Source organism: Mesorhizobium sp. B2-4-17 (assembly GCF_006441275.1).
Classification (GTDB): Bacteria; Pseudomonadota; Alphaproteobacteria; order Rhizobiales; family Rhizobiaceae; genus Mesorhizobium.
On record NZ_VFUX01000023.1, the window covers coordinates 1 to 23,947 of the forward strand.

The window sequence follows — 23,947 nt, forward strand, 5'->3', positions numbered from 1 at the left end:
GACACCAATTTACAAAGCTCAATCAACGCGCAAAACAAAACCCCGCCGAAAATCGACGGGGTTCGTCAGCAGTCTGAGAAAGGCAGGCGGGAATTCGCCTGCCTTTCTGTTCTTGAAACCGGACTGTTTCTTTGTCCTGGCGCGATTGCGGACGGAAAACCGCTACGCGATCTTACCGGAACTGCTCTAGCGAACGAGGAGGCCGGCGTGATCGCACAGCGCCGTGAAGGCCTCCTGTGCCTGAGCCGCGCCGGCATTGCTTTCGAGCGCCGCCTCGATCTTTTCGCGCGCGGCCTGATAGAAGGGACCGCGCTTGGCATGCGGCCAGTCGATCAGGATTTCACTGGCGTCCTGAAGCGTGGTCACCTCACGGATCGTGTCCGAGCCGTGGGGCTTGATCCGCATCGGGGTCGGCAGCATCAAATCGGCCATTGGTTTTGCCCGCTATTGCAGGATCCGCGCTTCGCGCGCGGCGTCGATCATTGCCTCCATCGCCTTTTCCGGCGCCGTCCAGCCGTCCAATGCATCGCGGCAGCTGCGCCACGCCGCCCGGTATCGCCGGCCCCGGCCGGCCGGCCAGTCGCCGAGGCATTCCAGACCCTCCCAGGCGCTGCGCACCACGCGCTCCCGCTCGGGGGCGAATTTCAGGCGGATTGGTCGGGGAAACATCTTGTCGTTCAACGGTGGTCTCCGTGACTGGTAATGTCGCCCAGCCGAGCTGCGTTTTCTGGAGAACGCCATGCAGGAAGGGCGGCGGATAACGCCGCCGACAACGGAGGGTTCCAATCCCGAAAAATCAATTTTCAGTCGTGCGCGACGGCGTCCGACAGAGGTCTGGCCGCCGGCAAATCGGCGTCTGGCGCCTCCGGCCGGTCATGCTCGAACTGTTCGGTGCCGGGCAAGGCATGCAGCCAGGCCTCGCGCCGGCCGATCCACAATTCGTACTCGGGAGTAAGGTCGGTCGGCGCGACGTCGAGGCTGCCAAGCATCACCTCGGCCTCCTTGTCGCTAACCCAGGCAAGGCGGCCGCCGCAGGTCGGGCAAAAGCTGCGCGTGCCATAGGAGGCAACTTCGCCCGATGTCTCGAAAGCGTCGCGCGGCCAGATGGCAAAGGCCGAATAGACCGAGCCGCCCGCCTTGCGGCAGTCCTTGCAGTGGCAAAGACCGACCCGCGACGGCCGGCCGGTGACAACGAACTGCACGCCGCCGCACAGGCAACTGCCGGTCCTGCGTGTCGTGTCGGACATGATAGCGGCTCCTCCGTCAGTCTGGCCTCCGTCAGGCTGGCCCCGTCACTCTGGCTTCATCAGTCTGGCATGCCGCCGGCTATCCGCGCGCGGCCATGTGGTTGTCAAGCTTCTTCCTCGAAGGGCCGTAGCGCTTGATGATGGTCTGGGCTTCGCTCTGCGGGATGCCGTATTTGCGGGCGAAGGCGGCGACCTCGTAGGTCTCCTCGCTCGAAACCTGCTTGCGGTCCTGTTTGATCTTCGATTTGTCGTCGGGCATGCCGGGCCTCGCTTTCCGTCCGCGGCCGGTCGCGAAGGCGTCGAACCCTGGTTCGGCACGCGATGCCGCGGTCAGACATAACAGCGATCGACGCCGCTGGTTCCATGGAAGGCGGCGGACGGACCGGATAAGGCCTGCCTGGCGCCGGTCGCAAACGTCCGGTTCAGGCCGAGGGGCAGACGGGGTCGGCGTCGTGCCGGCTGGCGTCGCCGCATTCGGCGCAAGGCGCGCTTACGCCAGGGCAGCCGCGCTGGTGCGTGCCGGCCGGGCAGCAAAGGCCATTGGAACTCGTCCAGCGCGGGCATTGGAAAACCTGCCCGGTGCCACCGCAGCCACTGCATTCCATAACCGGTGACCGGACCAGAGGGGACTCCGTCCCCAATCTGACGCTCGCGCCCAATTTTTTTTATCCACCCAACACTGCACCGGTTATACCAGTGCATTAGCCCCACCTTGACCATAGCACGATCATGGTTACGGACAAGTTCGTGATTTCGTCAGCGCCGCATGACGCGGCGCGCCGATGGCCAAGGCCTTGGCCGGATTCTCCCTCGAACGCTGGGTACATCAGCTGGCAAGCCGGAATCGGTTGTGTCGGATTGGCCAGGGGACAGGCGGGGAAAAATTTGCCGAGGCCTGTCGGATCGGTGCCCGGCGGCGCGTCCTGTGGGCGAACCAAACTGGAGAACGACCATGCCCTCGCAAATCGCTCAATCGCCGTGGCAGACCGCGGCCCTTCTCATTGCTCGCCTGATCTTCGCCGCCGTCTTCCTCATAGCGGCGACCTTCAAGTTCATGGGCATGGGTGCCACCGCGGGCTACATCGCCGCCGCCGGTTTTCCGTTTCCGCTCTTGCTTGCCTGGTGCGCGGCGATCCTGGAGGTTGCGCTGGTGCTGTGTTTCCTCAGCGGAGCCTTCTTCTCGCAGGCGGCCCTTATCGCCGCGGCCTATGTGCTGTTCCTGGGCTTTGCCTTCCACGGCCCCAGCCACTGGGCCGGCAACCAGGCCGAGTTCGGCTTTTTCGTCGACCATTTTTCCTTCCTGGCCGGGCTGCTGTTCGCGGCGGTGCACGGACCGGGAAGGATGCTGGCGCTGAACCTGGGATGGCCGGGCAGGGCGTGAGGCCGAGACCGCCAGTCTCGGCCGATGCGGCCCAGGCCGGTCTGGGTTCACAGCTGGTCGTTATAGGCCTCTTTCATCTGGCCCACCATGCGGGCCAGTTTCGAAAAGGAGGGTATGTCCGCTTCCGGCTGACACTGGTTGGCCAGTTCCAGCAGCCTGATGGGAAAATTGACGGCGTCCCTGCTCGACGACGACATGCCTTCGGATCGTTCCTCGCTGGTCTCGCTGGCTTCGGCTTTGCGCAAGGCGATGTCGATTTCCTCGGCCGACAGCACCCCCTTTCGGACAAGGGCGTGGTTGATGGCGGCGATGGCCATCAGCAGACCTTCGATTTGCAGATTGGCGACGTTCATGGTTTTGCTCCCATTCGATGGATTCCAAACGCATGAAGGCCTATTCCGATCCGGATGACGGTGCGATGGTCCCTTGATCGGGCGGCTGACGTTCCATCGGGCGCGCCGCGATGGAGCCGCGTGTCCGCGATGCCTTGTGCGGGAAAAGAGACTATACTGGCGCGGGCCGGGTAGGAAGCAGGAGGTGTGTATGCGACTTGCTCTAGCCTTTGGTTTTATCATGGCGATGACGACGGCCGCGTCCGCCGGCATGACGATGACGTTCGAATGGGGGCCGACAGCCAAGTGTTTTGATCCGAAATCGCCGCCGATAACACTCTCGGGCGTTCCCGCCGGGACGAAGACCCTGGCGTTCAGGATGACCGACCTGGACGCGCCCGACTTCAAGCATGGCGGTGGGCAGGTGGCCTTCGCTGGCCAGAAAACCTTGCCCTACGGAACCTTCAGCTATCGCGGGCCATGCCCGCCCAAACCGCATACCTACGAGATCTCGGCGAGGGCGCTCGATGGCACAGGTAAGATCCTCGCCACGGCGAAGGCGCGAAAGCGTTTTCCGTGACACTGAAGTTTAACGCGTGGGTGGGGGCCGGGTCGGGATCGTGAGCCATCTCGCCGGTTTGACGCAATCCGGGCGGAAACCGGCCGCGCACTTTTCCCGGGCTGCTGAAAAACCGGCATGCATGTCAGACTCGGATCACGCCGTTTTGAGGCGATGTGAATTTTTTCCTAATTGTATACGTGACAAAGTATGGGCGATTCCATAGGGGTAGCCATTGCGTGACAGGCCGGGAATCCGCATAGATCAATCATGCGGGTGACTGACGTAATCAGACCGAGAAAAGCAAGCGTCGCGTTCTCTCTGTGGAGCGACGAGAAGCTGAAAGCCAAGGACTTCCCTCTCAGTAAGAAGAGAGGGAAAGCCTATCCTCTTACCCGTCGATACCGATGGCAGACCATAAGCTTTACTACCAAGGGGCGTGGCTATAGGGTGCTAGTCGCGTATCACACCCTTGTTCCAGAGTTTATCGCCACACTCGGCGAGGAAGTCGGTGGGGATTTCCGAGTGTTGGCGAGGTGGGAGTTTCACGCAACTCATGGCGGTTGGCATGTGCATACCGTTTGCGGCGACACTGACAACTTGTCAGTAGGGATCGTAAAGCCGTCAGGAACCAAGCGCATTCCTGAACCGAAGTCCTATCATCGCCACATGAAAATGCTTAACGATGGTCATGCTATGGGTGATACGGTCGCTACGGCGATTGCGTGCAGCCTTGTCGGTATAGATCAGCAACCCGATATATTCGTGATAGACGCGATGCCATGGGCCTGAAGGAGCAAATATGCAGGGCGTTCTGCGAGAACGTCCAAGTGACTGCCTTTGACGGCGGTGTGGCTATTTGCACGCCCTATCAAAACTTCGTTTCGGGAGACCTAATCGGCATATACGCGCTTGGTCCCAAGGCCGGGGTTTACCGCATTGTCGATAACGCCCTCACGCTAGCCTTCCTCGAAGCTGAAGGCGCCACGATGGACGCTGCCAGCCGCCGGGAGGCATTGTCCCAGATACTTGAGCAGCATGGGGCCGCCTATGACGAGGAAATGGGGGAAATTTTTAGAGAAGGCATAGCAGAAGCTGATCTGCCAAAGGCCATCCTCGAATTTTCGGCCCTGCTGCTTCGCTTGAACGATCTGGTTCTTTTGACAGTAGAGCGCGTAAAGAATGCGTTCGAGGACGATGTGAGGGCCGCAATCAGGGAAGAGATGGACAAACGCCATGTCCGCTATGTCGAGGGCCAACCGGTTTCTCCCGATTTGGCGGACGTGACGCCAGATATGGTTTTCTATCCGGACAACCGAGACCCCGTCGCGCTCTTTATCGCCACCAACGAATCCAAGCTTTGGCAGGCAATGCTATTGCGCGTCATGGCAGAAAGCGTAGTGCACCAACCTCTATCGGTGGTGGCCGTGCTGGAGACAGAGAACTCAATCAGCCAGAAAGTGCGCCTTCAGGCAGACAACCGACTTGATGCGCTGCCCAGATACAAAAGTGGTCCTCATGACACGATCCAACGAATCGCCCGCGTCGTCGTCGGCAACGAAGCGGCAAGCGTCCACTGACACTGAACGGTTCAACGACACGCTTAAGCGAATGCTGAAAACGCCGCCGAAGCCTACGGTGAAAAGCACAAAGCCAAAGTCGGCTCCCGCAAAAAAAGCTTCTCGCTCTTAACTGCGGATAAAGAACATTTGTCCCCGATTTACTTTCAATGCCTTGGCAAATTCTGTGGAAAAGATCACGGGCGTCTAGGAGTCGCATTTCGATTTCTTTCGAAGGGCAATTAAGCATCTCGCCTTCTGCTTAGGCGAGACCGGCTTCACCAATCCGCCGATAGGTAAGGCGCTTGCCTTCGATCATTGCAAGCAACTGGTCGTGGCGCTCGGTGTCGGTGACCTTAAGCGCCGTGCGGCGATTATAGCGGAAATCGAACTCGGCCAAGTAGCGGTGAAGATGAGCCTCGCCGCAATGCTGATAGACGCCGATCATGCCGCGCTTGAAGACTGAGAACACGTTCTCAATCGTATTGGAATTTTTTCCTAGGAAATCGTTGACCGGCTGAGGGCAGCCATGCTACATATTTGGCCATGGTGCTGATTTGCGCCAATGACCCGCCGCCGAGGCGGGTTTTGTGTTTCTGGCTTTGCGGCCTCGGCTGCAATTTGCGCGCCAGCGCTCTACCGCGCCCCCCTCTGTCCTGCCGGACATCTCCCCCACAGGTGGGGAGATTGGCCGTCATCCCGGCTTTCGCCAATCGCCCAGGCCGCCAGATCGGGCGAGGCGCCCGAACTGCAATTCCCCCCAGAAGGGGAGGCAGGACAGAGGGGGGCGCGACAGAACTTCTGCGAGATGTGAGAACCCTCATGCCACGTTACGCCACCATCATCACCGACGATGACGGCCGCGAGGTCGTCAGCGCCATTGGCGAGTTCGAGGACGCGGCGCCGCAAGCGCGCCTGGGCCGTATCGAACAAGTCGCATCCGGCGTGCTGATCGGCATGATGCGGGACGCGGCCGGTGGCTTTTGCTTTCCGCGACCGGGCAGCGGCGCGCGCCTTGTTGGCCTTACCCTGGCGGGGCTCAGGGCCCGAACCAAGGCGACGAAGCCTGCCGGGACGGCAAAGCCGAGGAAGCCCAGGAAGAAGGCTGCCCGCTCGAGGAAACCGGCAAGGCGGGTGCCGAAGGCGGGCAGGGCGGTCTCCGCCAGCGATATCGCCGTAAACGCGATGGGCGAGGCCAATGGCTGATGAAGTCGCCGCCAGGCCGGCGCGCGGCAGGGCAAGGCGAAAACCCGTAGCCACCCCGGCCTCTGCCCCCAAACCCCGCCCGAAACGGTCGAAGAAAACGCTTGGCGACGACTTTCTCGCCGCGGTGCGCACCGATTTCCGCGCGCACGGTGCCGGCGTCATCGCCGAGGTGCGGGCCGACAAGCCGGACCAGTATCTGAAGATCGTGCTTTCGGTGCTGCCCAAGGATTTCGATGTTGCCGTCAACCAACTGGATGCCCTGAGCGATGAGGAGATCCGCAACCGCATCCGCGCCCTCGAGGCCGTCGTCAGGCCGTTCCTCGACGAAACCGCTGAGCTCGGCGCGGATGGAATATCTGGCGCTGTTGGCGGAGCTTGACCGCCGGCGTCGCTCCAACCAACTGGCCTCTTATGAGCCGTATCGGCGGCAGGCGGAGTTTCACGCGGCAGGCGCGCAAAACCGCGAAAGACTGTTCATGGCCGGCAACCAGCTCGGCAAGACCCGGGCCGGCGGCGCGGAATGGGCCATGCATCTGACCGGCCGCTACCCCGGCTGGTGGCAAGGCAAGGTCTTCGATACGCCGGTCCGCCTGTGGGCCGCGGGCGTGACCGGCGAAGGCACGCGCGACAACCCGCAGCGCGTGCTGGTCGGCCCGCCGCAGCAGCAGGCGGCCTGGGGCACCGGCATGATCCCGGCCGATGCCATCGTCGACACCATCATGGGCCGCGGCGCCCCTGGCGCGCTCGACAGCGTCGTGGTGCGCCATGGCGGCGGCGGCGATTTGCAGGCGGGCGAGAGCGTGCTGTCATTCAAGAGCTTCGAAAAAGGCCGCGAGAAATGGCAGGGCGAAACGCTGCACGGCGTCTGGTTCGACGAGGAACCGCCGCTCGACATCTATTCCGAAGGGCTGACCCGCACCAATGCGACCGGCGGCATCACCATCGTCACCTTCACGCCGCTGCTCGGCATGAGCGACGTGGTGCTGTTGTTTTTGTCGGCGGGTGAGGTGGAGAAGATGGGGTGAGCGGTTCGATCATTCACGCAAGCCCCTCAAATCCATCCGTCAAGCAGAACCGTTTCTAAACCAGTGGTGCCTAGCCCTGCGAAGGATGAACAGCGAGCGAGTAGCGGCGGTTAGGTTCGACAGGCAGGCCTTGCTGCTTCTGTGCGGATTGCTCGCAGCCTGCAACGGCGGCGACTGGCGCGCCAATGCGATCTCGGCAGCCGAGGACAAGATGCGCGTTGAGGTGAACGACAGCTCGGCCACCTTCTCCCATATCCAGCTCACTGGTGACAGTTCGAGCGGCCAAACCTGCGGCGTCGTGCGCGCCAAGGCCGGCAGTGGTTGGAAAAACGTCCGCTTCATTGTCTATATCGACAACACGGCGGGCCCTTATGTGGAGGCAGGACTTGGCCGCCAGTCGATGTCGAGGCCCGATTTCGATTGGGCCTGGCAGAATGACTGCCTCAACGAGGGCTACAAATCCTGAGTTTGACCGTGGCTGCGGCATTGTAAGACCTGATGACGCTTAGCCGGGCGGCATTCACTTTCGCCCGCAAGGTCGGCGCCGATCTCGGCTTCGTCGAGCCACCTCTCCCCCACATGCGTGGGGCGAGGAACCCAAGCCTGCGGAGGCCTCGATGTCCCGTCACGTCACCTTCATGACCATCGACGATGCCGAGCATTATTCGCCAGACGAGCGCGCAGCGATCGTCGCCGCCTACCCCGTGCATGAGCGCGAGGCGCGGGCGCGTGGCATTCCGGTGCTGGGTTCGGGGCGCATCTTCCCGGTGGCCGAGGCGCTGATCGCCTGCGAGCCGTTTCGGCTGCCGCGCTACTGGCCGCGCATCGGGGCGCTTGATTTCGGCTGGGACCATCCCTCGGCCGCGGTCGAACTCGCCTGGGACACGGAGGCCGATGTCGTCTATGTCACCAAGGCCGCCAGAGCCTCGCGGCAAACACCGGCCATGCAGACGCTGACGCTGAAGCCCTGGGGCGAATGGCTGCCATGGGCATGGCCGCGCGACGGCCGCCGCGAAACGCTGGAGGGCGCGGGCACCGCGCTGGCCAAGCAATATACCGCGCATGGGCTCAACATGCTGCCCGGCCACGCCCGCTTTGCCGACGGCTCGGTGTCGGTCGAGGCCGGTCTGATGGAGATGCTCGACCGCATGCAATCCGGGCGCTTCAAGGTGTTTTCCACGTTGATGGACTGGTTCGAGGAGTTCAGGCTTTTCCATCGCAAGGACGGTCAGGTTGTAAAACTGCGAGACGATTTGATGGCCGCGACACGCTACGGCGTGATGATGCTGCGCGAAGCGGTGGTCGATCCCTCGGAATTCAAGGCGGCGCGGCGGAAGGCGGGGCAGAGCGATCCGCTGAGCGCGTTCAGATAAGGGCGGGCTCTCCACACACATGGTCATCCTCGGGCTCGACCCAGCGTGGCGTCCCCTCAGGTCGCGCCATGAATCCTATGGTCCGCGCGCGTCGCTTCGCTCCTTGCTCTGCTCAGGGATGACCAAGGCAATGCGCCGCTGACATCTGTCATCCCGGCACACAATTCGCCGCTCTCTCCGAAATCCTCAATCCGACAAACCCCCAGAACGCGACACGGCGTGCGCGATCCGGCCGTGCCGCGATCGCCGGCGCCGCGCGCCCTTTTTTCAAAACCAGTTTGGGCAGGCAACGCCAATGGTACACATCATTCCTCTCTCCGTTGGTCAGCGCCGGCGCGATAAGGGCAACGCGTCGGCAAATGCCGACGCTTCGCCGGCGGGCGGGGCCACGGCTCCGCTCGACGGCTATTGGCAGGCTGTTGCCGAGCACTATGAGCGGCGCCAGGCGCAGCAGCAGGCCTTCGACACCGAGATCGCGGCCCGCAGGCTGAACGGCGAGATCGCCAAGACCGAAGCCGATGCCGTGGCCAACGCCCCGGCCGACGGCGCCGGCCTGCACGACACCGTCTACGGCCAGGTCAATCCGCACACCGGCCAGGTGGTGAAGACCGGGCAGTTCGACACGCTGTTCGACACTTTCGTGAAGCAGGCACCGCCTGAAGTGGGCGCTGGCCTTGCCAGCCGCAAGGAAGCGCTGCGTGACGCGGGCTCCACGCGCATGGCGATGCAGCAACTCCAGCGCCGCAAGCAATATGAACAGACCCAGTGGTTTAAGGTCGAAGCCGCCGAGCTCAACACCATCGCGCAAAGCGATCCCAACGACACCGCCGCTTTCGACGCCACCCGCCAGACCGGTCTCGATCTTCTCGCCAAGATGAACCTCGATCCGCAGATCAGGCTGCAGGCGGAAGCCGCATGGCGCGCCAGCACCGCGAAGGCGCGCATGCAAGCGCTGATCGCGCAGGACCCGCGCCGCGCCGCCGAGATGCTGAGCGCGATACCGGTGGCGAGCGACCCGCAGGCCGGTGACACTCGCGGCGGTTTGTCGTCTGATGACATTCGGCGGTTGGTCGGCCAGGCGCACACCGCGACAGTGAGCCGACTGGTCGAAACGCGCGCCAATATCGACCTCGCATCGCAGAATGCCCCGGATGCGATCGCCAATGCGGGCAACTATTCCGGCGCAATGCCAAGCTCCACGAATTTCGTGGACGTTTACGGCGAGGAGGAGGGTGGCAAGCGCTACCAGGAGTTCAGTCGAAAGATTGACGCTGGTCGCCAAGCCTTCGGCATGCGCACCATGCCGAACCAGGCGATCCACGCGGCGTTGCGCGATGCCGAGCCTGGCCCTGGAAGTTCCGACGAAGACCACCTCCGATATCAGGTTACGGCTGCTGCTACCCTCAAGACTCTGCGCGAGAGGCGGGCAGATCCTGCGGGCTATGTTCGCGAAGTCTTTCCCAATATCGACGCCGCGTGGAGCGACGTCACTGGCCAAGCCGGCAAGTCAGAGATTAACAATCGGGAGGCATACAATCGGGCGATCGCCCTCTCTGTTGCTGCGCAACTGCAACTGGGTATCGAGGATCCTCAACCTCTACCAGCGGCTGTTGTCCAAAGCATCGCCGACGACTTCAGCAGGAACGATAGACCGCAGGCTGATAGGGCCGCCGTCCTAAGTGACCTTCTGGCGGCAGCGCCCGACCCAGGGACCCGGAAAGCCTTATCTCTGCAATTAGACCGAGCTGGCCTTTACCAACCAGCCGAGATCGATCCGATCACCACTGCCGCGACAGGGCAGCAATCGCCTACTTCGGCGAGCGCCGACGAGCCCAAGTCCGCATTTCGACAGGCCGCGGAGGACTTCGGCAACTATCTCAGCGAGGGTTTCGAATCCCTGGGCCGAGCGCCGCACGACATTGGGCTGGCTCTCCGGGACCTGCGCGATTCCCCTTTGGATTTCCTTGAGCAGCTGCCCGCCACCCCTGGCTCAGGGGCGGTCGCCGAAGGGCGCCTGGCATCGGAGGTGGTCGGCGAAGCCGTTGCAAAAGGCTTGGCCATCGTCCGCAGCAGGACCGGCAGGTTTGGCAAGCCCCTGGAGGAGTTTGCAACAAGCGGTTCGCGCGCCACATCAGAGCTTGCCGCCGAGGGGACGATTGCTCGCCAAGCCGCCGAGACGAAGTCTCTGATCAAAGCAGCAGAAGATGCCGCCTACCGTGTGAGCATGGGCGCCAAACCCGACAAGGCTGAGCTTCTTCAGATCATAAAGTCGATTGCAAGAGACCCTTCTAAGGTAAAGTATCCAGGAGCATCATTGGGGAGGGCTGCTTCCAAAAATTACCGTAAAACATTTCTTGATGCGAACCCGAATCTGGAAGGAGAAGTTGTCGTACACCATGCTGCGGAGCGGCAGGTGTGGGAAAGATATCCAGACCTTTTTGCTGCAGATGAAATGCACTCTCTTCAAAATCTTAGAGGTATCCCAAAAGGACTAGATAGCCTTTTGCACAAGATCGTTTTTCGATTCGAGTGGGATCAATTTTACGAGGCGCACCCCGAGGCAACCCGTCGGCAAGTGCTGGACTACGTGACTTATATCGATCAGAAATATGGACATCTGTTCAATCCCCCGATAGGTGAGTGATGCAATACTTTAGAATACGGCCGAACGTCGCTGGCGGGATTGGCAAAAACACCGTTCTCGACCGGAGCGTCCACCCGCCAGTCGTGACCAGGCTTCACTATGTGGTAGAGGGCTGGTTCGGCGATGTGATCGTTGCGACATTCCCCTGTTTTCTCGTCACTCAGGACACCCAGCGCGCACTGCAGAAGATGGGCTTTTCAGGTGCAACGTTCGCCGACGCTGAGGTGACTATCTCGGAAGAGTGTCAAGAGGATCAACCTGGGTTGGAGCTGCCACCCTTTGTCTGGCTGAAAGTAAACGGCAAGGCCGGGCGCGACGACTTCGGGATCGCGGTACCCTTTCGCCTGGTCATTTCGGAACGCATTCTTGACCTGTTTGAATCGTTGGGCATTCCGTTTGCGGTGGTTGAGCCCTACGATGGCTAAGTAGCAATTGGACCAGTTGCCGTGGTTCGAGGAGTTCAGCTTTTCCATCGCAAGGATGGTTAGGCAGCCGCGCGTCGATTTGATGCCCGCGACCCCCTACGGTGGGATGATGCTGCGCGAAGCGGTGGTCGATCCGGGGGAATCCAAGGCAGGACGCAAACGGGCTGTCGGGCAGAGCGACCCGCCGGGCGCGTCTCGGTAGGGAACTACTTCATTTCGTCATTCGGGCTTGACCCGAGAATCCATGCTGGGATCTCCAGCACCTCAATCACCCCTATCAGATTCCGCAGCGTGGTGGCGTCCCCTCAGGTCGCGCCATGAATCCTACTGTCCGCGCGCGCCGCTTTGCTCCTTGCTCTGCTCAGGGCTGACCAAGGCAATGCGCCGCTGATATCTGTCATCCCGGGACGCACTTCGCCGCTCTCTCCAAAATCCTCAATCCGACAACCCCCAAGAACGCAGCGTCGGCGTGTGCGCGATCCGGCCGTGCCGCGATGGCCGGCGCCGCGCGTCCTTTTTTCAAAACTAGTTTGGGCAGGCAACGCCAATGGTACACATCATTCCTCTCTCCGTTGGCCAGCGCCGGCGCGATACAGGCGATGCGACGGCGTATGCCGACGCTGCGCCGGCGGGCGGGACGCCGCCTCCGCTCGACGGCTATTGGCAGGCTGTTGCCGAGCACTATGAACGGCGCCAGGCGCAGCAGCAGGCCTTCGACACCGAGATCGCGGCCCGCAGGCTGGACGGCGAGATCGCCAAGACCGAGGCCGATGCCGTGGCCAACGCACCGGCCGATGGCGCCGGCCTGCACGACGCCGTCTACGGCCAGATCAATCCGCACACCGGCCAGGTGGTGAAGACCGGGCAGTTCGACACGCTGTTCAACACCTTCGTGAAGCAGGCACCGCCTGAAGTGGGCGCTGGCCTTGCCAGCCGCAAGGAAGCGCTGCGCGACGCGGGCTCCACGCGTATGGCGATGCAGCAACTCCAGCGCCGCAAGCAATATGAACAGGCCCAGTGGTTTGAGGTCGAAGCCGCCGAGCTCAACACCATCGCGCAAAGCGATCCGAACGACACCGCCGCCTTCGACGCCACCCGCCAGACCGGCCTCGATCTTCTCGCCAAGATGAACCTCGACCCGCAGATCAGGCTGCAGGCGGAAGCCGCATGGCGCGCCAGCACCGCGAAGGCGCGCATGCAAGCGCTGATCGCGCAAGACCCGCGCCGCGCCGCCGAGATGCTGAGCGCCGGACCGGTGGCGAGCGACGGCATGGGCGAGACGGTGCGGATGCAGCTGGGGACCGCACGGCAAGGGGAGGTAGCCCAGGCATTCGGCGAAGCAACTTCGCCAGATGGCGAGACAGCCATGCCTCTCGACGCGCTCACCTACCTAAAGCCAGGTGATATTGCGGCGCTGAAGGACCAGGCCAACAACGCCACCGCGGCCCAACTGATCGGTGCCAAAGCGCGGGTCATGCTTGCCGAGCAGAACGCGCCGGCTGTCATGGCCGCCACCGGAAAATACCCCGAGGAGCAGCCGACCGCGCAGGATTTCGTCAATGTCTACGGTGCCGACGAGGGCCCGAACCGTTTCGAAAAATTCCGGATAACGACCGACGTCGCCAAGACGTACTCCGACATGTACCCGGTGTCGAACCAGGCGATACATGCCGAGCTTCGGGATCTCGAACCTGGACCGGGGGGATCACCCGAGGAGCGTGAACGGTACGAGGTAAAGGCCGGCGCTGCGCAGCTGATCATGGCGGCCCGCGACGCCGATCCCGTCGCCTACATCAGCCAATTGTTTCACGGCAACGCTCCGGATTGGGGCAGGGTCTCGACGCCTCAGGATTTCCAGGCAGCCATCGCGTGGGCCAGGGCTGCCCAGCAGCAGTTGGGCTTCAGCAAGGTGTTGGCCGTTCCGCAGGAACTCGCGGACAGCGTTGGGGCAAGATATGTCGATGAGAGCGTGCCGCTGCAGCAGCGCATCATCGAGTTGAGCGATAAACTCAAGGCAGTGCGCGACCCGGAGGCTCGCTTCGCCTTCGCCGGACAGGTTTTCCGGTCCGCCTTGGCCCGCCTGCGTCAGAACGCGGCAGGCAATCCGAGCTTTGCGCCATCCGAGCTCGCAGCCAGGGGAAAAGCCCTTGAGGCCGATCTGATCAAGATGGCCGCGCATCCCGCCCGGGTGCGGTTCGACGCCGGCTCATGGTGGCAAAAGCCGCTTGCGGCCACGAACGACGTCGTCAGGCTCATGGCCAACGGCGCAACATTCGGTCAGTCTGACAAGTTCACCGCCGGAATGCACTCGCTCGTCTCCGACAAGAGCTATGACGAGCTGCTGGCAGTCGAACAAGCCGAAACCGAAGACGCAGAGGATCGTGCCGGGTCGGCTGGCGTAGCCGCAAATCTACTTGGCGCTTTCGCCACCGGTCATGGCCTTCAAAGCGCGGGCCTGACCTTCACGGGAAGACTTGGGGCCGAAGGCCTCAAGGGCCTGCCGGGCCTTTTCGCAAGAAGCGCTACCGCCGCTGCCGACGGCGCGATGTTTGGAGGTGTCGATGCGGCGCTGAACGGTCGCGACATCGTGCGCGAGATGGCTACCGGAGCGCTTTTGGGGGCTGGCGGCAATGTCCTCGCCGAGGGGCTTGGCGCGATTGGTCGGCAGATAGCGACGAGAATCGCGAGGGAGTCGCGTCCCGCTGTCTTCGACGCAGAAGGTGTCGTCGCGCCGCAACCCTCGCTAGCAGTAGCCGAAGATGCGCGCGCTTCTACGCGACAAACTGTGGATTCAATCGGTGATACCGAAATAGTCCGGCGGCAGGAGATATTGGGACGGGTGCATTTAGCCTGGTCCACCCGGGACGTTACAAATCCAATAAGGCGTTGCGAAAGGAATGGGAGCAGAAGCACGGACAGCCTTGGCCCAAAGACCCAGATACCGGCCGGAACATGGATGTGTCGCACGAAATTCCGCTGTCCGACGGCGGGCCAGATCACATATCAAACATTCGACCCCGTACTAGGGCAGACCACATAAAACGGCACCAGGACGCCGGCGACTATATGCGCTGGTCCAAACGAAGATACCAAGGGAGTTAGTCATGGATAGCAATGCTGAACCTGACCTAGAAAGCGTTACGCATCTACCGCCACCGAATATAGGTACCGGAGAACACGATCTCGATCGTGCCCGGGTCGAGGCGCGTCAATATCTGAAATTCTACAACTGGGTTTTGTCCATAAAAGGCGAGTATCTGGGATATGGTGCCGAAGGAATAATCTACATATTCCTCTTCCAGATAGAACCTGGTCGACCGGATGTGAACCAATGGATATGGGTCATCGTTGGCGACGTGCCGCCGACATATATCCCTGTTGACGACGCCAGGACGCCCTTCGAGGCTCTTGACGGGTACATTGGCGCCCTTGAGGAATGGGTCGAGGCAGCGCGCAAGGGGAAGTCGGTGGCGAATTTGATACCGGTCAATGTCGATGCCAATCCCGTCAACGCCGAAATATTGGCTGGGCGTCTCAAATTTCTCGACGAGAAGATTTTACCCGAACTCCGGGGCTGAACCTCCTGTGGGAACACGGCGGACAATGGAGGATAGCTAGATCACAACATGATCCTGGGACTATCTTCCAGAAGGCACTGCATCCGAATCGCCGAGGAGGATTTTCTTTATGGGGAAAATAATGAAGTTATTGGATATGTTGGGCGGTTGTCGGATTTTGACGAAGACGACACGATTTATGTGTCGGAGCCGTGGACGGTAGATTCCAATGCAATGGTTGCGACCGAGCCGGAAGAGGGATTGGTGCCAGCGAAGGCGGCCAAGGCGGGGCTGACATACTTCATCGAGATATTCATCGCGATCGAATTTACCGAGGCCTGGGTTGCGTCGCAGAAAGAAACGCCCAGCCTGTCTGCCATCTGTCAACGGCTCATCGAATATGCCACCTATGATGCGTGAGGGGAAAATGGCGACCGATCGACGTTATGAAGGAAAGCCGCTGCTTCGGCTTCTGGAGCTTTATGTGCTCAAAGCGATTGGAGAACTCTCTCAGGAGTCGGAAGATTCCCTGAAAGCCATGGGCCCCAGCCTGCAGGCTATTTATGGCGGTGACGGAGGATGGGACGATGCAGTCGCGAAGGCTCTGCACATGCCCGACACGATGCCGGAGGCAATCCGCGATATGTGGGCAAGGAATCTCAAAATCGCCCGCGACAACAATGTAACGCTCACGCCTCAGCAATTTGCCGAGATGTTCGTGGATAACAACTTCGCTAGTTAAGCCGCCTCAAACTTCCGCAAGACGTGGCCTGGAAATGCCGGTGCGGGACCAACCTGTGACCAATGCGCCGGGGTGGCGTCGAAAAGCCGACTTTTCGGAAATTTAAAAGTTATTCGCCGATAGACACGGGTAGGGGGATTACATGGGTGCAGGTTCTGCTGCGGTGCTGCTCGGGGCGCTGGTTCCGACATTTTTGCTGAGCCGCTTGTTGCTTTGGATTACAAAGCGTTGGAACGGCGGCGTGGCGCGCCAGTTGCTCGTGCATGTCATTTGCGGTGCGCTCGCCATTATCGCCGCGGCTTACGGCTACTCGAACACCGGGGCGCCGGACTGGTCTCGCGGCCCAGTTTACATCGTTGCGCAGTTGATCTGGCTGGTGGTGGATTTTGTTCGCGACCGCCGTCGGCAAAGCCAGCCTGCGAGCTGATGGCTCACAAACGCTGAAGACCAACCATTGCAATGCGCGACGTTGAGGCCTGAATTGCGCATATGCAATGCTTAAACCGCGTTCTATCCGGGTCCGGGTGAATTCCGCCGTCGCCGGCAATATCGCAGACGTGCTTGATGAACAGGAATGGCGAGACCAATTCGGGAATGAGTAGGTAACCTCGACCCGCCACTGGATCTCGCGAACACGCGGCAGCAGAACGTCTGGCCCCTGTAAGAGGGTGGAGGATAGAGGGTCGCTTTCACGCTAACCGGAGAAACGAAACATATTAAATAGGAATTTTTTCCCGTAAGCTGTTGACCATGTGAGGGCAGCAATGGTACATAATTATCCATGGCGCTGATTTGCGCCAACGACCCGCCCGCGAGGCGGGTTTTGTTTTTGGAGCGAGGGTTGCTGAGTTGCGGGGCAGTGTATTTCTGGCCCCTCCATCTGTGTGACCGAGGTGAAGCAAATCTGGAATAGTACACTGACACACGTGTCACTGTAGTTCTTCTCCGCCAACCTTCGCCCGAAGACCGGCCGGGCAATTACGGCAACAGTGCCTGTTTGGGGCGCGCCAGACGTTGGCACCGCCCCGACGTCCGCAGTCGGCGTTTCGATTCTGATCGACGAAAGTCGTTTCCATGACGCTGCGCATCATTCCCGCCACGCTGCGCGATCTTTCCTACATCGCCGCCAATCTGCGTCCCGAAGACCGCGCCGAGATCGATTGCCAGCTCGACCATTGGTCGCCGGCGCTCTTGGCGCTGACGGCGCTGCAGGGCTTTGCCTATGTCGCCGAGCTCGACGGCAACCCGGAAGCCGGCTTTGGCGCCGCCGAGCAGCGCGACGGCCTATGGATCGCCTGGAGCTGGGGGACGCGCCGCATGAAGCGCTGCGTGCCCGGGATCACGGCGTTCTTCCACTCGGTGCTCGGGCCGCAGGTCGCGGCGCGGGGCGCCTGGCGGGTCGAGGCGCGGGCGCTGGCGGCCAATGACCTGGCGCTGCGCTGGCTTGGGCGGCTCGGCGCCACGCAACGCTGCCTGCTGCCGGGCTATGGGCGCAACGGCGAAGATTTTTTCCTTTACGACTGGACAAGAGAAGGCTGGAACCATGTGTCTGTTTCAAAAACCACCGGAACTGAAGCCGCTGCCCCCGGCGCCGACCGCGCAGGACAAGGATGTGCAGGCGCGCGAAGCCGCACTGCGGGCTGAGCTCGAACAGCGCCAGGGAACGCTGAGCACCATCAAGACCGACCTCGCGCCAAGCAGCCTCACCGGCCAGCGCCGCGTGCTGCTGGGGCTTTGACCATGACCGCGATGAAGCGAAGCTTTCGCCGGCGCGTGCTGGACTGGTGGTTCTGGCGCAGGCATGCCAGGGCGGTGAAAAGACGGGGGTAATCTCCCCCCTCGCCAAGGGCGACAGAGGGCGGCGTCTCGCGTGGAGCGCTAACCTTCGTCTGCCGCAAGAGGCCGCGCCCAGTCGGACCGCCCCCCTCTGGCCTGCCGGCCATCTCCCCCTCAAGGGGGGAGATCGGTGGCCTTCTTGGCGAAGGCCCAGACCATCAGCGGGTATTCCTCGTCGTTGCTGAGATCGCGCCACAGGCCGTAGGCGCGCACGGGGCCGCCTATATGGGCCCTGGCGCAGGCCTTGTTGCCCCAGCCATCGACCTTGACGTTGGCTTCAGGGAAGCCACCTTCGACCATCAGCTGCTTCAGGCCGGCGGGGGTCCATCTGTTGTAGTCGTGGGGCCTGGCGTGCACCCGGAACAGGAACGGTGTCGCCACCATCGCCCAGCCGCCGGGCCTGGTCATGGCGTGGATGTTTTGGGCTGCCGCCAGCGGCCGCCGCACATGTTCCAGCACCTGGTCGGCGATGACGATGGAATATTGTTCCTCTGTACGGTCCTTGCAGATATCGAAATCAGGGAAATCGACCGACCGGTAGTTCGGACACATCGCCCGCCAATAACGGTTCCAGCCGGGCGAGATCTCGATGACGTCGGAGGCCTTGCGGTTTCCGGCTTCCAGGAAAAGCGTGAACGCCTCGATCTGGCGGATGCGCAGCCAATTGCGGGAATCATAGCCAAGCAGGCGTTTGGCCACCTGCTTGCCGCGGTTTTTCAGGGTGCCGGCAAGGCTCGTCGTCGTCACTTCGACCTCCTCCAAAACCCGCCGCGAAAAACAGCCTAGCCCAGGCAAATGGGCAAAAAATGACAGCGAGCCGTTCTTCCTCGCTGGAGGGGGAGATGGCCGGCAGGCCAGAGGGGGTGGGCTCTTGTGGAGCGCCAACCTCCGTCAGCCGCGGGAGCTGCATCCAGTCGAACCGTCTGTCGCCTTTGGCGACATCTCCCCCTCGAGGGGGAGATTCCCCAGCTTCAACGAGGCACCCATGACCGATTCCCGCGCCCGCGATATTCTTTCGCGCCAGTCCGAACTCGAGACCGAACGCAGCCAATATGAGGCGGTGTGGGAACAGGTGGCGGAGTTCTGCGATCCCGATGCGCCCGATGTCTGGAGCGGCCGGCGGGCCGGCGGCCCGGATTCGCAGGCCGAGCGGCAGGAGCGGCGCGGCAGCCGCGTCTATGCCAACACCATCAATTCAGCCGCCAACAGGCTCGCCGCCGGGCTCGAAAGCCTGATCATCCCGCAGTCGGAAAAATGGCATGGTCTGTCGACGGCCGAGATGAACGACGAGGAGACCGACGAGGAAAAGAAGTGGGCGGAGGCGCTGCGCGATTTCCTGTTCTCGCTGCGCTACTCCGCCAATTCGAACTTCGTGCCGGCCACGCAAGCCTGCCTGCGCAATGTCGTGCGCTACGGCCCGGCCTATCTCTATGCCGAGGAAGGGTTCGGCGGCACGCTGATCCGCTATGCCTCGATCCCGGTGGTCGAGGGCTATCTGTCGCGCAACCGCTGGGGCCAGGTCGACATTTTCCACCGCCGCTACGAGCGCACGGCGCGGCAGGCGGCGCAGCTGCTCGGCTACGAAAAGCTGCCGGCGCGCATCAAGGTTCTGGTCGACGATCCGGCCAAGTGCGAGGAAAAGATCTCGCTGATCCAGTGCATCCAGCCGCGCGACGAGCGCCGGATGTACCGGCTTGGCGGCCAGTACCAATATCTCGACACGGCCTTCGCCTCCTACCACGTCATCGAGGATGAGGAGGATATCGTCCGGGAAAGCGGTTTCGGCACCTTCCCGGTGTCGACCTTCAACTGGCGCCGCTACGAGGGCGATCCCTATGGCATCTCGCCCGCCATCGAGGCGCTGACGACCGTGCGCGAGGAGAACGCGGTGCGCCGTTCCGGCTTGCGGGCGCTGCAGCAGATCACCGACCCGGCCACCGCCTCCAAGGCCAGGCTCGACTATGTGCCGGTGCTCAATCCGGGCGAGAATTATCCGGGCTTGATCGACGACAATGGCCGGCCGCTGATCGCGCCCATCAGCACCGGGCAGAACCCGACCTATGCCTTCAACTACGCGCAGAGCCGCGCCGACGAGATCCGCGACATGATGTTCGTCAATCTGTTCCAGACGCTGGTGCAGAACCCGCAGATGACGGCGACCGAAGCGCTGATCCGTCAGGAAGAGAAGGGCGCGCTGCTCGGGCCTTCCGGCTCGATCATCCAGGCGGGCTTCGCCAGCAATCTCGACCGCGAGCTCAGTATCCTCGAGGACAAGGGGCTGTATGACGAGGACAGCCGCTTCGCGCCGCCCGAAAGCCTTGCCGGCAAGGCGGTGCGGCCGACCTTCACCGGCCCGCTTGACGTGCTCAGGCGTTCGGCCGAGGCGCGCGACACCATCCAGGTGGTGACCACGGCCATGCAGATGGCCCAGTTCGATCCCGGCGTCATGGACAATATCGACAGCGACGAGGCAATCAAGATCGTGCAGAGCGCCGGCCGCAGCCCGCAGCGCATCTTCCGCCGCAAGGAAGAGGTGGACGGCATGCGCAGTGCCAGGGCGCAGGCCCAGCAGGCGCAGGCCGGCATGGCCGCGATCGCCAGCGCCGGCAAGGTGGCCAGGGATGCCGTACCGGCGGCCGTGCAGGCGCGCGACAGCGGCTTGCTCGACAGCCTGCAGGGCCTGCTGCAGGGCGGCCAGGCGGGCGGACCGCCGCCGCAAGGCGCTCCGGGCGAAGTTGGCGGCGCCAGCGTGGCGCGCGGCGCATGAGCGGCAAACGCTTCGCCCGCGCCGGTCATGCCGGCGGCCCGGCCAAAGCGCGGGACGCGCTGACCAAGGCCTATCTGCGGGTCTTCTCAGGCGAGGATGGCGAGATGGTGCTGGCCGACCTCGCGGCGACGGTCGGCTACTACAGGCGGCCTTCCTATGGCGAGTGGATGACACGCACCAGAACGCCCGAAGGCTTCGAACTGCACAGCGCGCTCAGCAATGCCCGCGCCGAGGTGGTACAGCACATCATGGGGTTCCTGACCCTGGACGAGGCGCAGCTCGTGGCGCTGGAGAAGGCGGCGCGGGCGGAGGGATAGGTGAGGGCCATCTCGCCAAGCATGCGGTGATGCCAGCGCTGATGCGATGGTTCGGCGTGCCGCAGTAAGCCATGCAGCCTACCCCAATAAAACCGTCTTCTTTGAAACCAATTGACCTTGCTTAGTCGGAGGCAGTGCCACCCGCTAGCGCCTTGTCGGTAGGCGCGAGCGCCTCCCACTTCGTCATCCTCGGGTCTGCGCGCATCGCTTCGCTCCTTGCTCCGCTCAGGGATGACGAACGTCCGGTCGCGCCCGTGGTCAGCACCGGCCCAGCCCTTCCAGAAACGCCAATCCGACAAACCCCAAGAACGCAGCGTCGGCGTGTGCGCGATCCGGCCGTGCCGCGATGGCCGGCGCCGCGCGTCCTTTTTTCAAGACTAGTTTGGGCAGGCAACGCCAATGGTACACATCATTCCTCTCTCCGTTGGCCAGCGCCGGCGCGATACAGGCGATGCGACGGCGTATGCCGACGCTGCGCCGGCGGGCGGGACGCCGCCTCCGCTCGACGGCTATTGGCAGGCTGTTGCCGAGCACTATGAACGGCGCCAGGCGCAGCAGCAGGCCTTCGACACCGAGATCGCGGCCCGCAGGCTGGACGGCGAGATCGCCAAGACCGAGGCCGATGCCGTGGCCAACGCACCGGCCGATGGCGCCGGCCTGCACGACGCCGTCTACGGCCAGGTCAATCCGCACACCGGCCAGGTGGTGAAGACCGGGCAGTTCGACACGCTGTTCGACACCTTCGTGAAGCAGGCGCCGCCTGACGTGGGCGCTGGCCTTGCCAGCCGCAAGGAAGCGCTGCGCGACGCGGGCTCCACGCGCATGGCAATGCAGCAGCTGCAGCGTCGCAAGGACTACGAGCAGGCCGAGGTCGACACAGCGCTCAAGACCAGTGCCATTGTTATAGGCAACGCCGATCCCGACGACCTCGTCACCTTCGAGGCAGCCCGGCAGCAAGGCCTCGACCTAATCGACAAGATGGGGGTCGATCCGGCGATCCGACAGCAGAAGGCGAAAGGACTGGTTCAGCACAGCGGCTAAGACACGGTTCGAGGCGCTGATCGCCAAAGATCCGAAGTGCGCGCTGGAAATCTTCGGTGTCGGCACCGCGGTCGCGGGCAGCGAGGCTACCAGCGACACCATGCAAGCCGCAGGTAGCTCGATCTCGGGCAGCTTAGAGAGGGCTGCCGGAAAAGGTGACCGCGTCGGCACACAGACCCCGGATGAACGTATAACGCAGGCGTTCAGGGACGACCTTCCGCAGGAGCAACAGGAAGCGCTGGTTCAAAAGGCAAAGGCGGCCAAGCTCGCTCAAGAGGTCGAAATCCGCGCTGCCATTGGCCGCGCCGAAGCAGAGGCGCCAGATGAGATCGCACGCACAGGCGCCTATTCCGGCAAGATGCCCGGCGAGGATGCCTACAAGATCATCTATGGACGCGACGAGGGCGGCACACGCTGGCAGGGTTTGAAATGGCAGGCCGATGTCGGGAAGCGGATTTTCGATATGGGCACCATGTCGAACCAGGCGATCAATACGGCCGTTGTCAATGCCCAGCCGGGGCCGAATGCTTCGCCAGCGGACCAAGCACGCCATGAGGTAACTGCAGTCGCGGCAAAACTGGTGCTGGAGAGGAGACGGGTCAATTCCGGCGGCTATGTCAGCGAAACGTCTCCAAACATCGCTGCGGGCTGGAAAGCTGTATTTGGCACTGGGCCTTCCGATCCAGAGGCCTATGACCAGGATACTTACGACAAGACGCTAGCCTTGTCGGTCGCCAAGCAAAAGGCATTGGGCATCGATGATGAAAATCTTCAGCCCGTGCCGTTCTCCATGCTCCTCAAGTTTGCCGAAGATCGCGACAGCGGAAGCATGTACTTCATGGACAATTACGCGAAGGCAAGCGCGCTGTTTGAGCGCACGAAAGATCCTGTTGCACGAGCAGCTCTGGTCCGAGAACTGGACGATGCTGGTCTGGGCGGGATTCTCCCCGGCGGCAAGCCGCGCCTTTCGATGGGCGAGGTGTTTCAAGCGGATGCCAAAGCCCTAGGCAAGACGATAGCCAATGCCGGGATCGGCCTAGCCAACGCAAATGACTGGATTGCCTACGGCATGTCCGGAGGAACGATCAGCCCTCCAGATTATAGGGATGCCTACTACGAGCCGGCGAACAGCACCGAGAAGGTGATGATGCGTCAGGGAAATGACGCATTGGGCTGGGCGATACCGGTGCCAGGGCTTGGCCGAGCCATCGAGAGCGCAATACCGCGCGCAATCGAATCGATTGGTTCCGGGGCGGCAGGGGGAGCAGAACGATCCATCACCACCAAATTCTTCGCAAGTTCCGAGGCCGCGAGTACCTCAATCCCAGAGACCGCTCCCGGTCAGTTTGAGAAGATAAGCGCCCGGCAAGACACAGCGGCAAACATACCGGCAAAGCCACAGCTAGATGATTTCGCCAAGCAGCTTACGACGTCGCTTGACGCTACCCCAGACGCTATAACGCCTAACCCTGCGCAAGATGGGGGCAAGACGATCGTCTCGCCTCGGAAGTCAAAACTCGACCGCCAGATGATTGCTGCGGTGGCGAGGGAACTGTTTGCGAGAGATCCCAGCCGCGTGGAGCATCCCGGTGCAAAGTTTGGCGAGGCGACTACAAATAATTACCGGAAAGCGTATGCTCAGGCGAACCCCGACGTGGACATCGGCGAGCTAGTAATTCATCATCCAGCTGAGCAGCAATTGCTTAAGAGGGCTCTAAATTTTTTGTCGAAGAAGAAGATCAATTCGGTAGAAAATCTCCGCGGTATTCCTGAGTATCTCAATGATATTCTGCACCTTATTGTCATCAGGAGTGAAAATGATGAATTTCACGCAAAATACCCGTATCCGACAGAGCAGCAGATTCTAGATCATTCGACAATGATGGACAAGAAGTATGGACATAATTTTGTACCACCCGTCGGAAAGGAGAAGTAA

The 23,947-nt window shown here is 61.9% G+C and carries 28 protein-coding genes and 2 pseudogenes; 22 read left to right on the forward strand and 8 right to left on the reverse strand.

What is annotated here, in order from left to right:
• A partial coding sequence (locus tag FJ548_RS30155) for a hypothetical protein (RefSeq protein ID WP_210242682.1) occupies positions 1 to 190 on the forward strand: 190 nt, incomplete at its 5' end.
• On the opposite strand, the gene FJ548_RS18645 is transcribed toward FJ548_RS30155, so the two are convergent.
• The 4 genes from FJ548_RS18645 to FJ548_RS18660 all read right to left on the reverse strand — a co-directional run bounded on the left by FJ548_RS18645 (position 187) and on the right by FJ548_RS18660 (position 1,506).
• Positions 187 to 432, reverse strand: a complete 246-nt coding sequence (locus FJ548_RS18645) for a DUF982 domain-containing protein (protein ID WP_140613192.1) — start codon at positions 430 to 432, stop codon at positions 187 to 189. The two genes, FJ548_RS30155 and FJ548_RS18645, sit on opposite strands and share 4 nt — an antisense overlap.
• Before the next feature lie 12 nt (positions 433 to 444).
• Complete coding sequence (locus FJ548_RS18650) at positions 445 to 681, reverse strand: DUF982 domain-containing protein (protein ID WP_140613191.1); 237 nt, start codon at positions 679 to 681, stop codon at positions 445 to 447.
• Positions 682 to 803: 122 nt separating this feature from the next.
• Complete coding sequence (locus FJ548_RS18655) at positions 804 to 1,247, reverse strand: GFA family protein (protein ID WP_140695008.1); 444 nt, start codon at positions 1,245 to 1,247, stop codon at positions 804 to 806.
• A 79-nt stretch (positions 1,248 to 1,326) separates the two neighbouring features.
• On the reverse strand, positions 1,327 to 1,506 hold the full coding sequence (locus FJ548_RS18660) for a DUF3606 domain-containing protein (protein ID WP_140613189.1): 180 nt from the start codon (positions 1,504 to 1,506) through the stop codon (positions 1,327 to 1,329).
• A 693-nt stretch (positions 1,507 to 2,199) separates the two neighbouring features.
• Here FJ548_RS18660 and FJ548_RS18665 point away from each other — a divergent pair.
• Positions 2,200 to 2,628: a DoxX family protein gene (locus FJ548_RS18665; protein ID WP_140613188.1), complete on the forward strand. Its 429-nt coding sequence runs from the start codon at positions 2,200 to 2,202 to the stop codon at positions 2,626 to 2,628.
• Positions 2,629 to 2,675: 47 nt separating this feature from the next.
• Here the strand turns inward: FJ548_RS18665 and FJ548_RS18670 are convergent, their stop codons facing one another.
• Positions 2,676 to 2,981 (reverse strand): hypothetical protein, encoded by a 306-nt coding sequence (locus FJ548_RS18670; RefSeq protein WP_140778639.1) that lies wholly within the window; start codon positions 2,979 to 2,981, stop codon positions 2,676 to 2,678.
• A gap of 190 nt (positions 2,982 to 3,171) precedes the next feature.
• On the opposite strand from FJ548_RS18670, the gene FJ548_RS18675 reads away from it, so the two are divergent.
• Together FJ548_RS18675 and FJ548_RS18680 are read left to right on the forward strand one after the other, a co-directional pair.
• The gene (locus tag FJ548_RS18675; protein WP_140613186.1) at positions 3,172 to 3,540 is read left to right on the forward strand and encodes a YbhB/YbcL family Raf kinase inhibitor-like protein; all 369 of its coding nucleotides are present in this window, start codon (positions 3,172 to 3,174) and stop codon (positions 3,538 to 3,540) included.
• Positions 3,541 to 4,301: 761 nt separating this feature from the next.
• The gene (locus FJ548_RS18680) at positions 4,302 to 5,099 is read left to right on the forward strand and encodes a DUF1828 domain-containing protein (protein WP_140695011.1); all 798 of its coding nucleotides are present in this window, start codon (positions 4,302 to 4,304) and stop codon (positions 5,097 to 5,099) included.
• Between the two features lie 241 nt (positions 5,100 to 5,340).
• Here FJ548_RS18680 and FJ548_RS18685 read toward each other — a convergent pair.
• A pseudogene (locus tag FJ548_RS18685) lies at positions 5,341 to 5,568 on the reverse strand (transposase); the annotation flags it as partial.
• 332 nt (positions 5,569 to 5,900) lie between these two features.
• Between FJ548_RS18685 and FJ548_RS18690 the strand changes: the two are divergent.
• From FJ548_RS18690 to FJ548_RS18720, 7 genes and pseudogenes are all read left to right on the forward strand, one after another.
• Positions 5,901 to 6,284 carry a hypothetical protein gene (locus FJ548_RS18690; RefSeq protein WP_140695014.1) on the forward strand — a complete coding sequence of 128 codons (384 nt, stop codon included), beginning with the start codon at positions 5,901 to 5,903 and terminating at the stop codon, positions 6,282 to 6,284.
• Positions 6,277 to 6,663 carry a hypothetical protein gene (locus tag FJ548_RS18695; protein WP_140778640.1) on the forward strand — a complete coding sequence of 129 codons (387 nt, stop codon included), beginning with the start codon at positions 6,277 to 6,279 and terminating at the stop codon, positions 6,661 to 6,663. Before FJ548_RS18690 ends, FJ548_RS18695 begins: the two co-directional genes overlap by 8 nt.
• Positions 6,632 to 7,279: pseudogene (locus FJ548_RS18700) on the forward strand (terminase family protein); the annotation flags it as partial. The gene FJ548_RS18695 and the pseudogene FJ548_RS18700, both read left to right, overlap by 32 nt.
• Before the next feature lie 115 nt (positions 7,280 to 7,394).
• A complete protein-coding gene (locus tag FJ548_RS18705; protein ID WP_140695022.1) occupies positions 7,395 to 7,775 on the forward strand; it encodes a hypothetical protein in 381 nt (126 codons plus the stop codon).
• A gap of 52 nt (positions 7,776 to 7,827) precedes the next feature.
• Positions 7,828 to 8,682 (forward strand): terminase family protein, encoded by an 855-nt coding sequence (locus FJ548_RS18710; RefSeq protein ID WP_281407085.1) that lies wholly within the window; start codon positions 7,828 to 7,830, stop codon positions 8,680 to 8,682.
• Between the two features lie 295 nt (positions 8,683 to 8,977).
• Positions 8,978 to 11,326 (forward strand): hypothetical protein, encoded by a 2,349-nt coding sequence (locus FJ548_RS29895; RefSeq protein WP_181168839.1) that lies wholly within the window; start codon positions 8,978 to 8,980, stop codon positions 11,324 to 11,326.
• Positions 11,326 to 11,751 carry a hypothetical protein gene (locus tag FJ548_RS18720; RefSeq protein WP_140613205.1) on the forward strand — a complete coding sequence of 142 codons (426 nt, stop codon included), beginning with the start codon at positions 11,326 to 11,328 and terminating at the stop codon, positions 11,749 to 11,751. The genes FJ548_RS29895 and FJ548_RS18720 overlap by 1 nt, the downstream gene beginning before the upstream one ends.
• 397 nt (positions 11,752 to 12,148) lie before the next feature.
• Here FJ548_RS18720 and FJ548_RS29900 read toward each other — a convergent pair whose 3' ends face one another.
• The gene (locus FJ548_RS29900; RefSeq protein ID WP_181168840.1) at positions 12,149 to 12,592 is read right to left on the reverse strand and encodes a hypothetical protein; all 444 of its coding nucleotides are present in this window, start codon (positions 12,590 to 12,592) and stop codon (positions 12,149 to 12,151) included.
• Positions 12,593 to 12,604: 12 nt separating this feature from the next.
• Here FJ548_RS29900 and FJ548_RS29905 point away from each other — a divergent pair, with 12 nt between their 5' ends.
• From FJ548_RS29905 to FJ548_RS30755, 7 genes are all read left to right on the forward strand, one after another.
• Positions 12,605 to 14,791 carry a hypothetical protein gene (locus FJ548_RS29905; protein ID WP_181168841.1) on the forward strand — a complete coding sequence of 729 codons (2,187 nt, stop codon included), beginning with the start codon at positions 12,605 to 12,607 and terminating at the stop codon, positions 14,789 to 14,791.
• A gap of 64 nt (positions 14,792 to 14,855) precedes the next feature.
• A complete protein-coding gene (locus tag FJ548_RS18730; protein WP_140609126.1) occupies positions 14,856 to 15,329 on the forward strand; it encodes a hypothetical protein in 474 nt (157 codons plus the stop codon).
• 48 nt (positions 15,330 to 15,377) lie between these two features.
• Entirely contained in the window at positions 15,378 to 15,728 is a 351-nt protein-coding gene (locus tag FJ548_RS18735) for a hypothetical protein (RefSeq protein WP_140609124.1), read from the forward strand.
• Positions 15,729 to 15,735: 7 nt separating this feature from the next.
• Entirely contained in the window at positions 15,736 to 16,050 is a 315-nt protein-coding gene (locus FJ548_RS18740; RefSeq protein WP_140609122.1) for a hypothetical protein, read from the forward strand.
• Between the two features lie 142 nt (positions 16,051 to 16,192).
• Positions 16,193 to 16,477 carry a hypothetical protein gene (locus FJ548_RS18745; protein WP_140778641.1) on the forward strand — a complete coding sequence of 95 codons (285 nt, stop codon included), beginning with the start codon at positions 16,193 to 16,195 and terminating at the stop codon, positions 16,475 to 16,477.
• 647 nt (positions 16,478 to 17,124) lie between these two features.
• Complete coding sequence (locus FJ548_RS18750) at positions 17,125 to 17,694, forward strand: hypothetical protein (protein WP_140609118.1); 570 nt, start codon at positions 17,125 to 17,127, stop codon at positions 17,692 to 17,694.
• Entirely contained in the window at positions 17,663 to 17,788 is a 126-nt protein-coding gene (locus FJ548_RS30755; protein WP_281407084.1) for a hypothetical protein, read from the forward strand. Before FJ548_RS18750 ends, FJ548_RS30755 begins: the two co-directional genes overlap by 32 nt.
• A gap of 212 nt (positions 17,789 to 18,000) precedes the next feature.
• On the opposite strand, the gene FJ548_RS18755 is transcribed toward FJ548_RS30755, so the two are convergent.
• Positions 18,001 to 18,633 (reverse strand): methyltransferase domain-containing protein, encoded by a 633-nt coding sequence (locus FJ548_RS18755; protein WP_246671477.1) that lies wholly within the window; start codon positions 18,631 to 18,633, stop codon positions 18,001 to 18,003.
• A gap of 238 nt (positions 18,634 to 18,871) precedes the next feature.
• On the opposite strand from FJ548_RS18755, the gene FJ548_RS18760 reads away from it, so the two are divergent.
• The 4 genes from FJ548_RS18760 (at position 18,872) to FJ548_RS18775 (ending at position 23,947) form a co-directional block, all read left to right on the forward strand.
• A complete protein-coding gene (locus FJ548_RS18760; RefSeq protein ID WP_140609114.1) occupies positions 18,872 to 20,653 on the forward strand; it encodes a portal protein in 1,782 nt (593 codons plus the stop codon).
• Positions 20,650 to 20,970 carry a hypothetical protein gene (locus FJ548_RS18765; protein ID WP_140609112.1) on the forward strand — a complete coding sequence of 107 codons (321 nt, stop codon included), beginning with the start codon at positions 20,650 to 20,652 and terminating at the stop codon, positions 20,968 to 20,970. Before FJ548_RS18760 ends, FJ548_RS18765 begins: the two co-directional genes overlap by 4 nt.
• 399 nt (positions 20,971 to 21,369) lie before the next feature.
• Positions 21,370 to 22,011, forward strand: coding sequence for a hypothetical protein (locus FJ548_RS18770; protein WP_140609108.1), 642 nt, complete (start codon positions 21,370 to 21,372; stop codon positions 22,009 to 22,011).
• Positions 22,012 to 22,111: 100 nt separating this feature from the next.
• Positions 22,112 to 23,947, forward strand: a complete 1,836-nt coding sequence (locus tag FJ548_RS18775; protein ID WP_140609106.1) for a hypothetical protein — start codon at positions 22,112 to 22,114, stop codon at positions 23,945 to 23,947.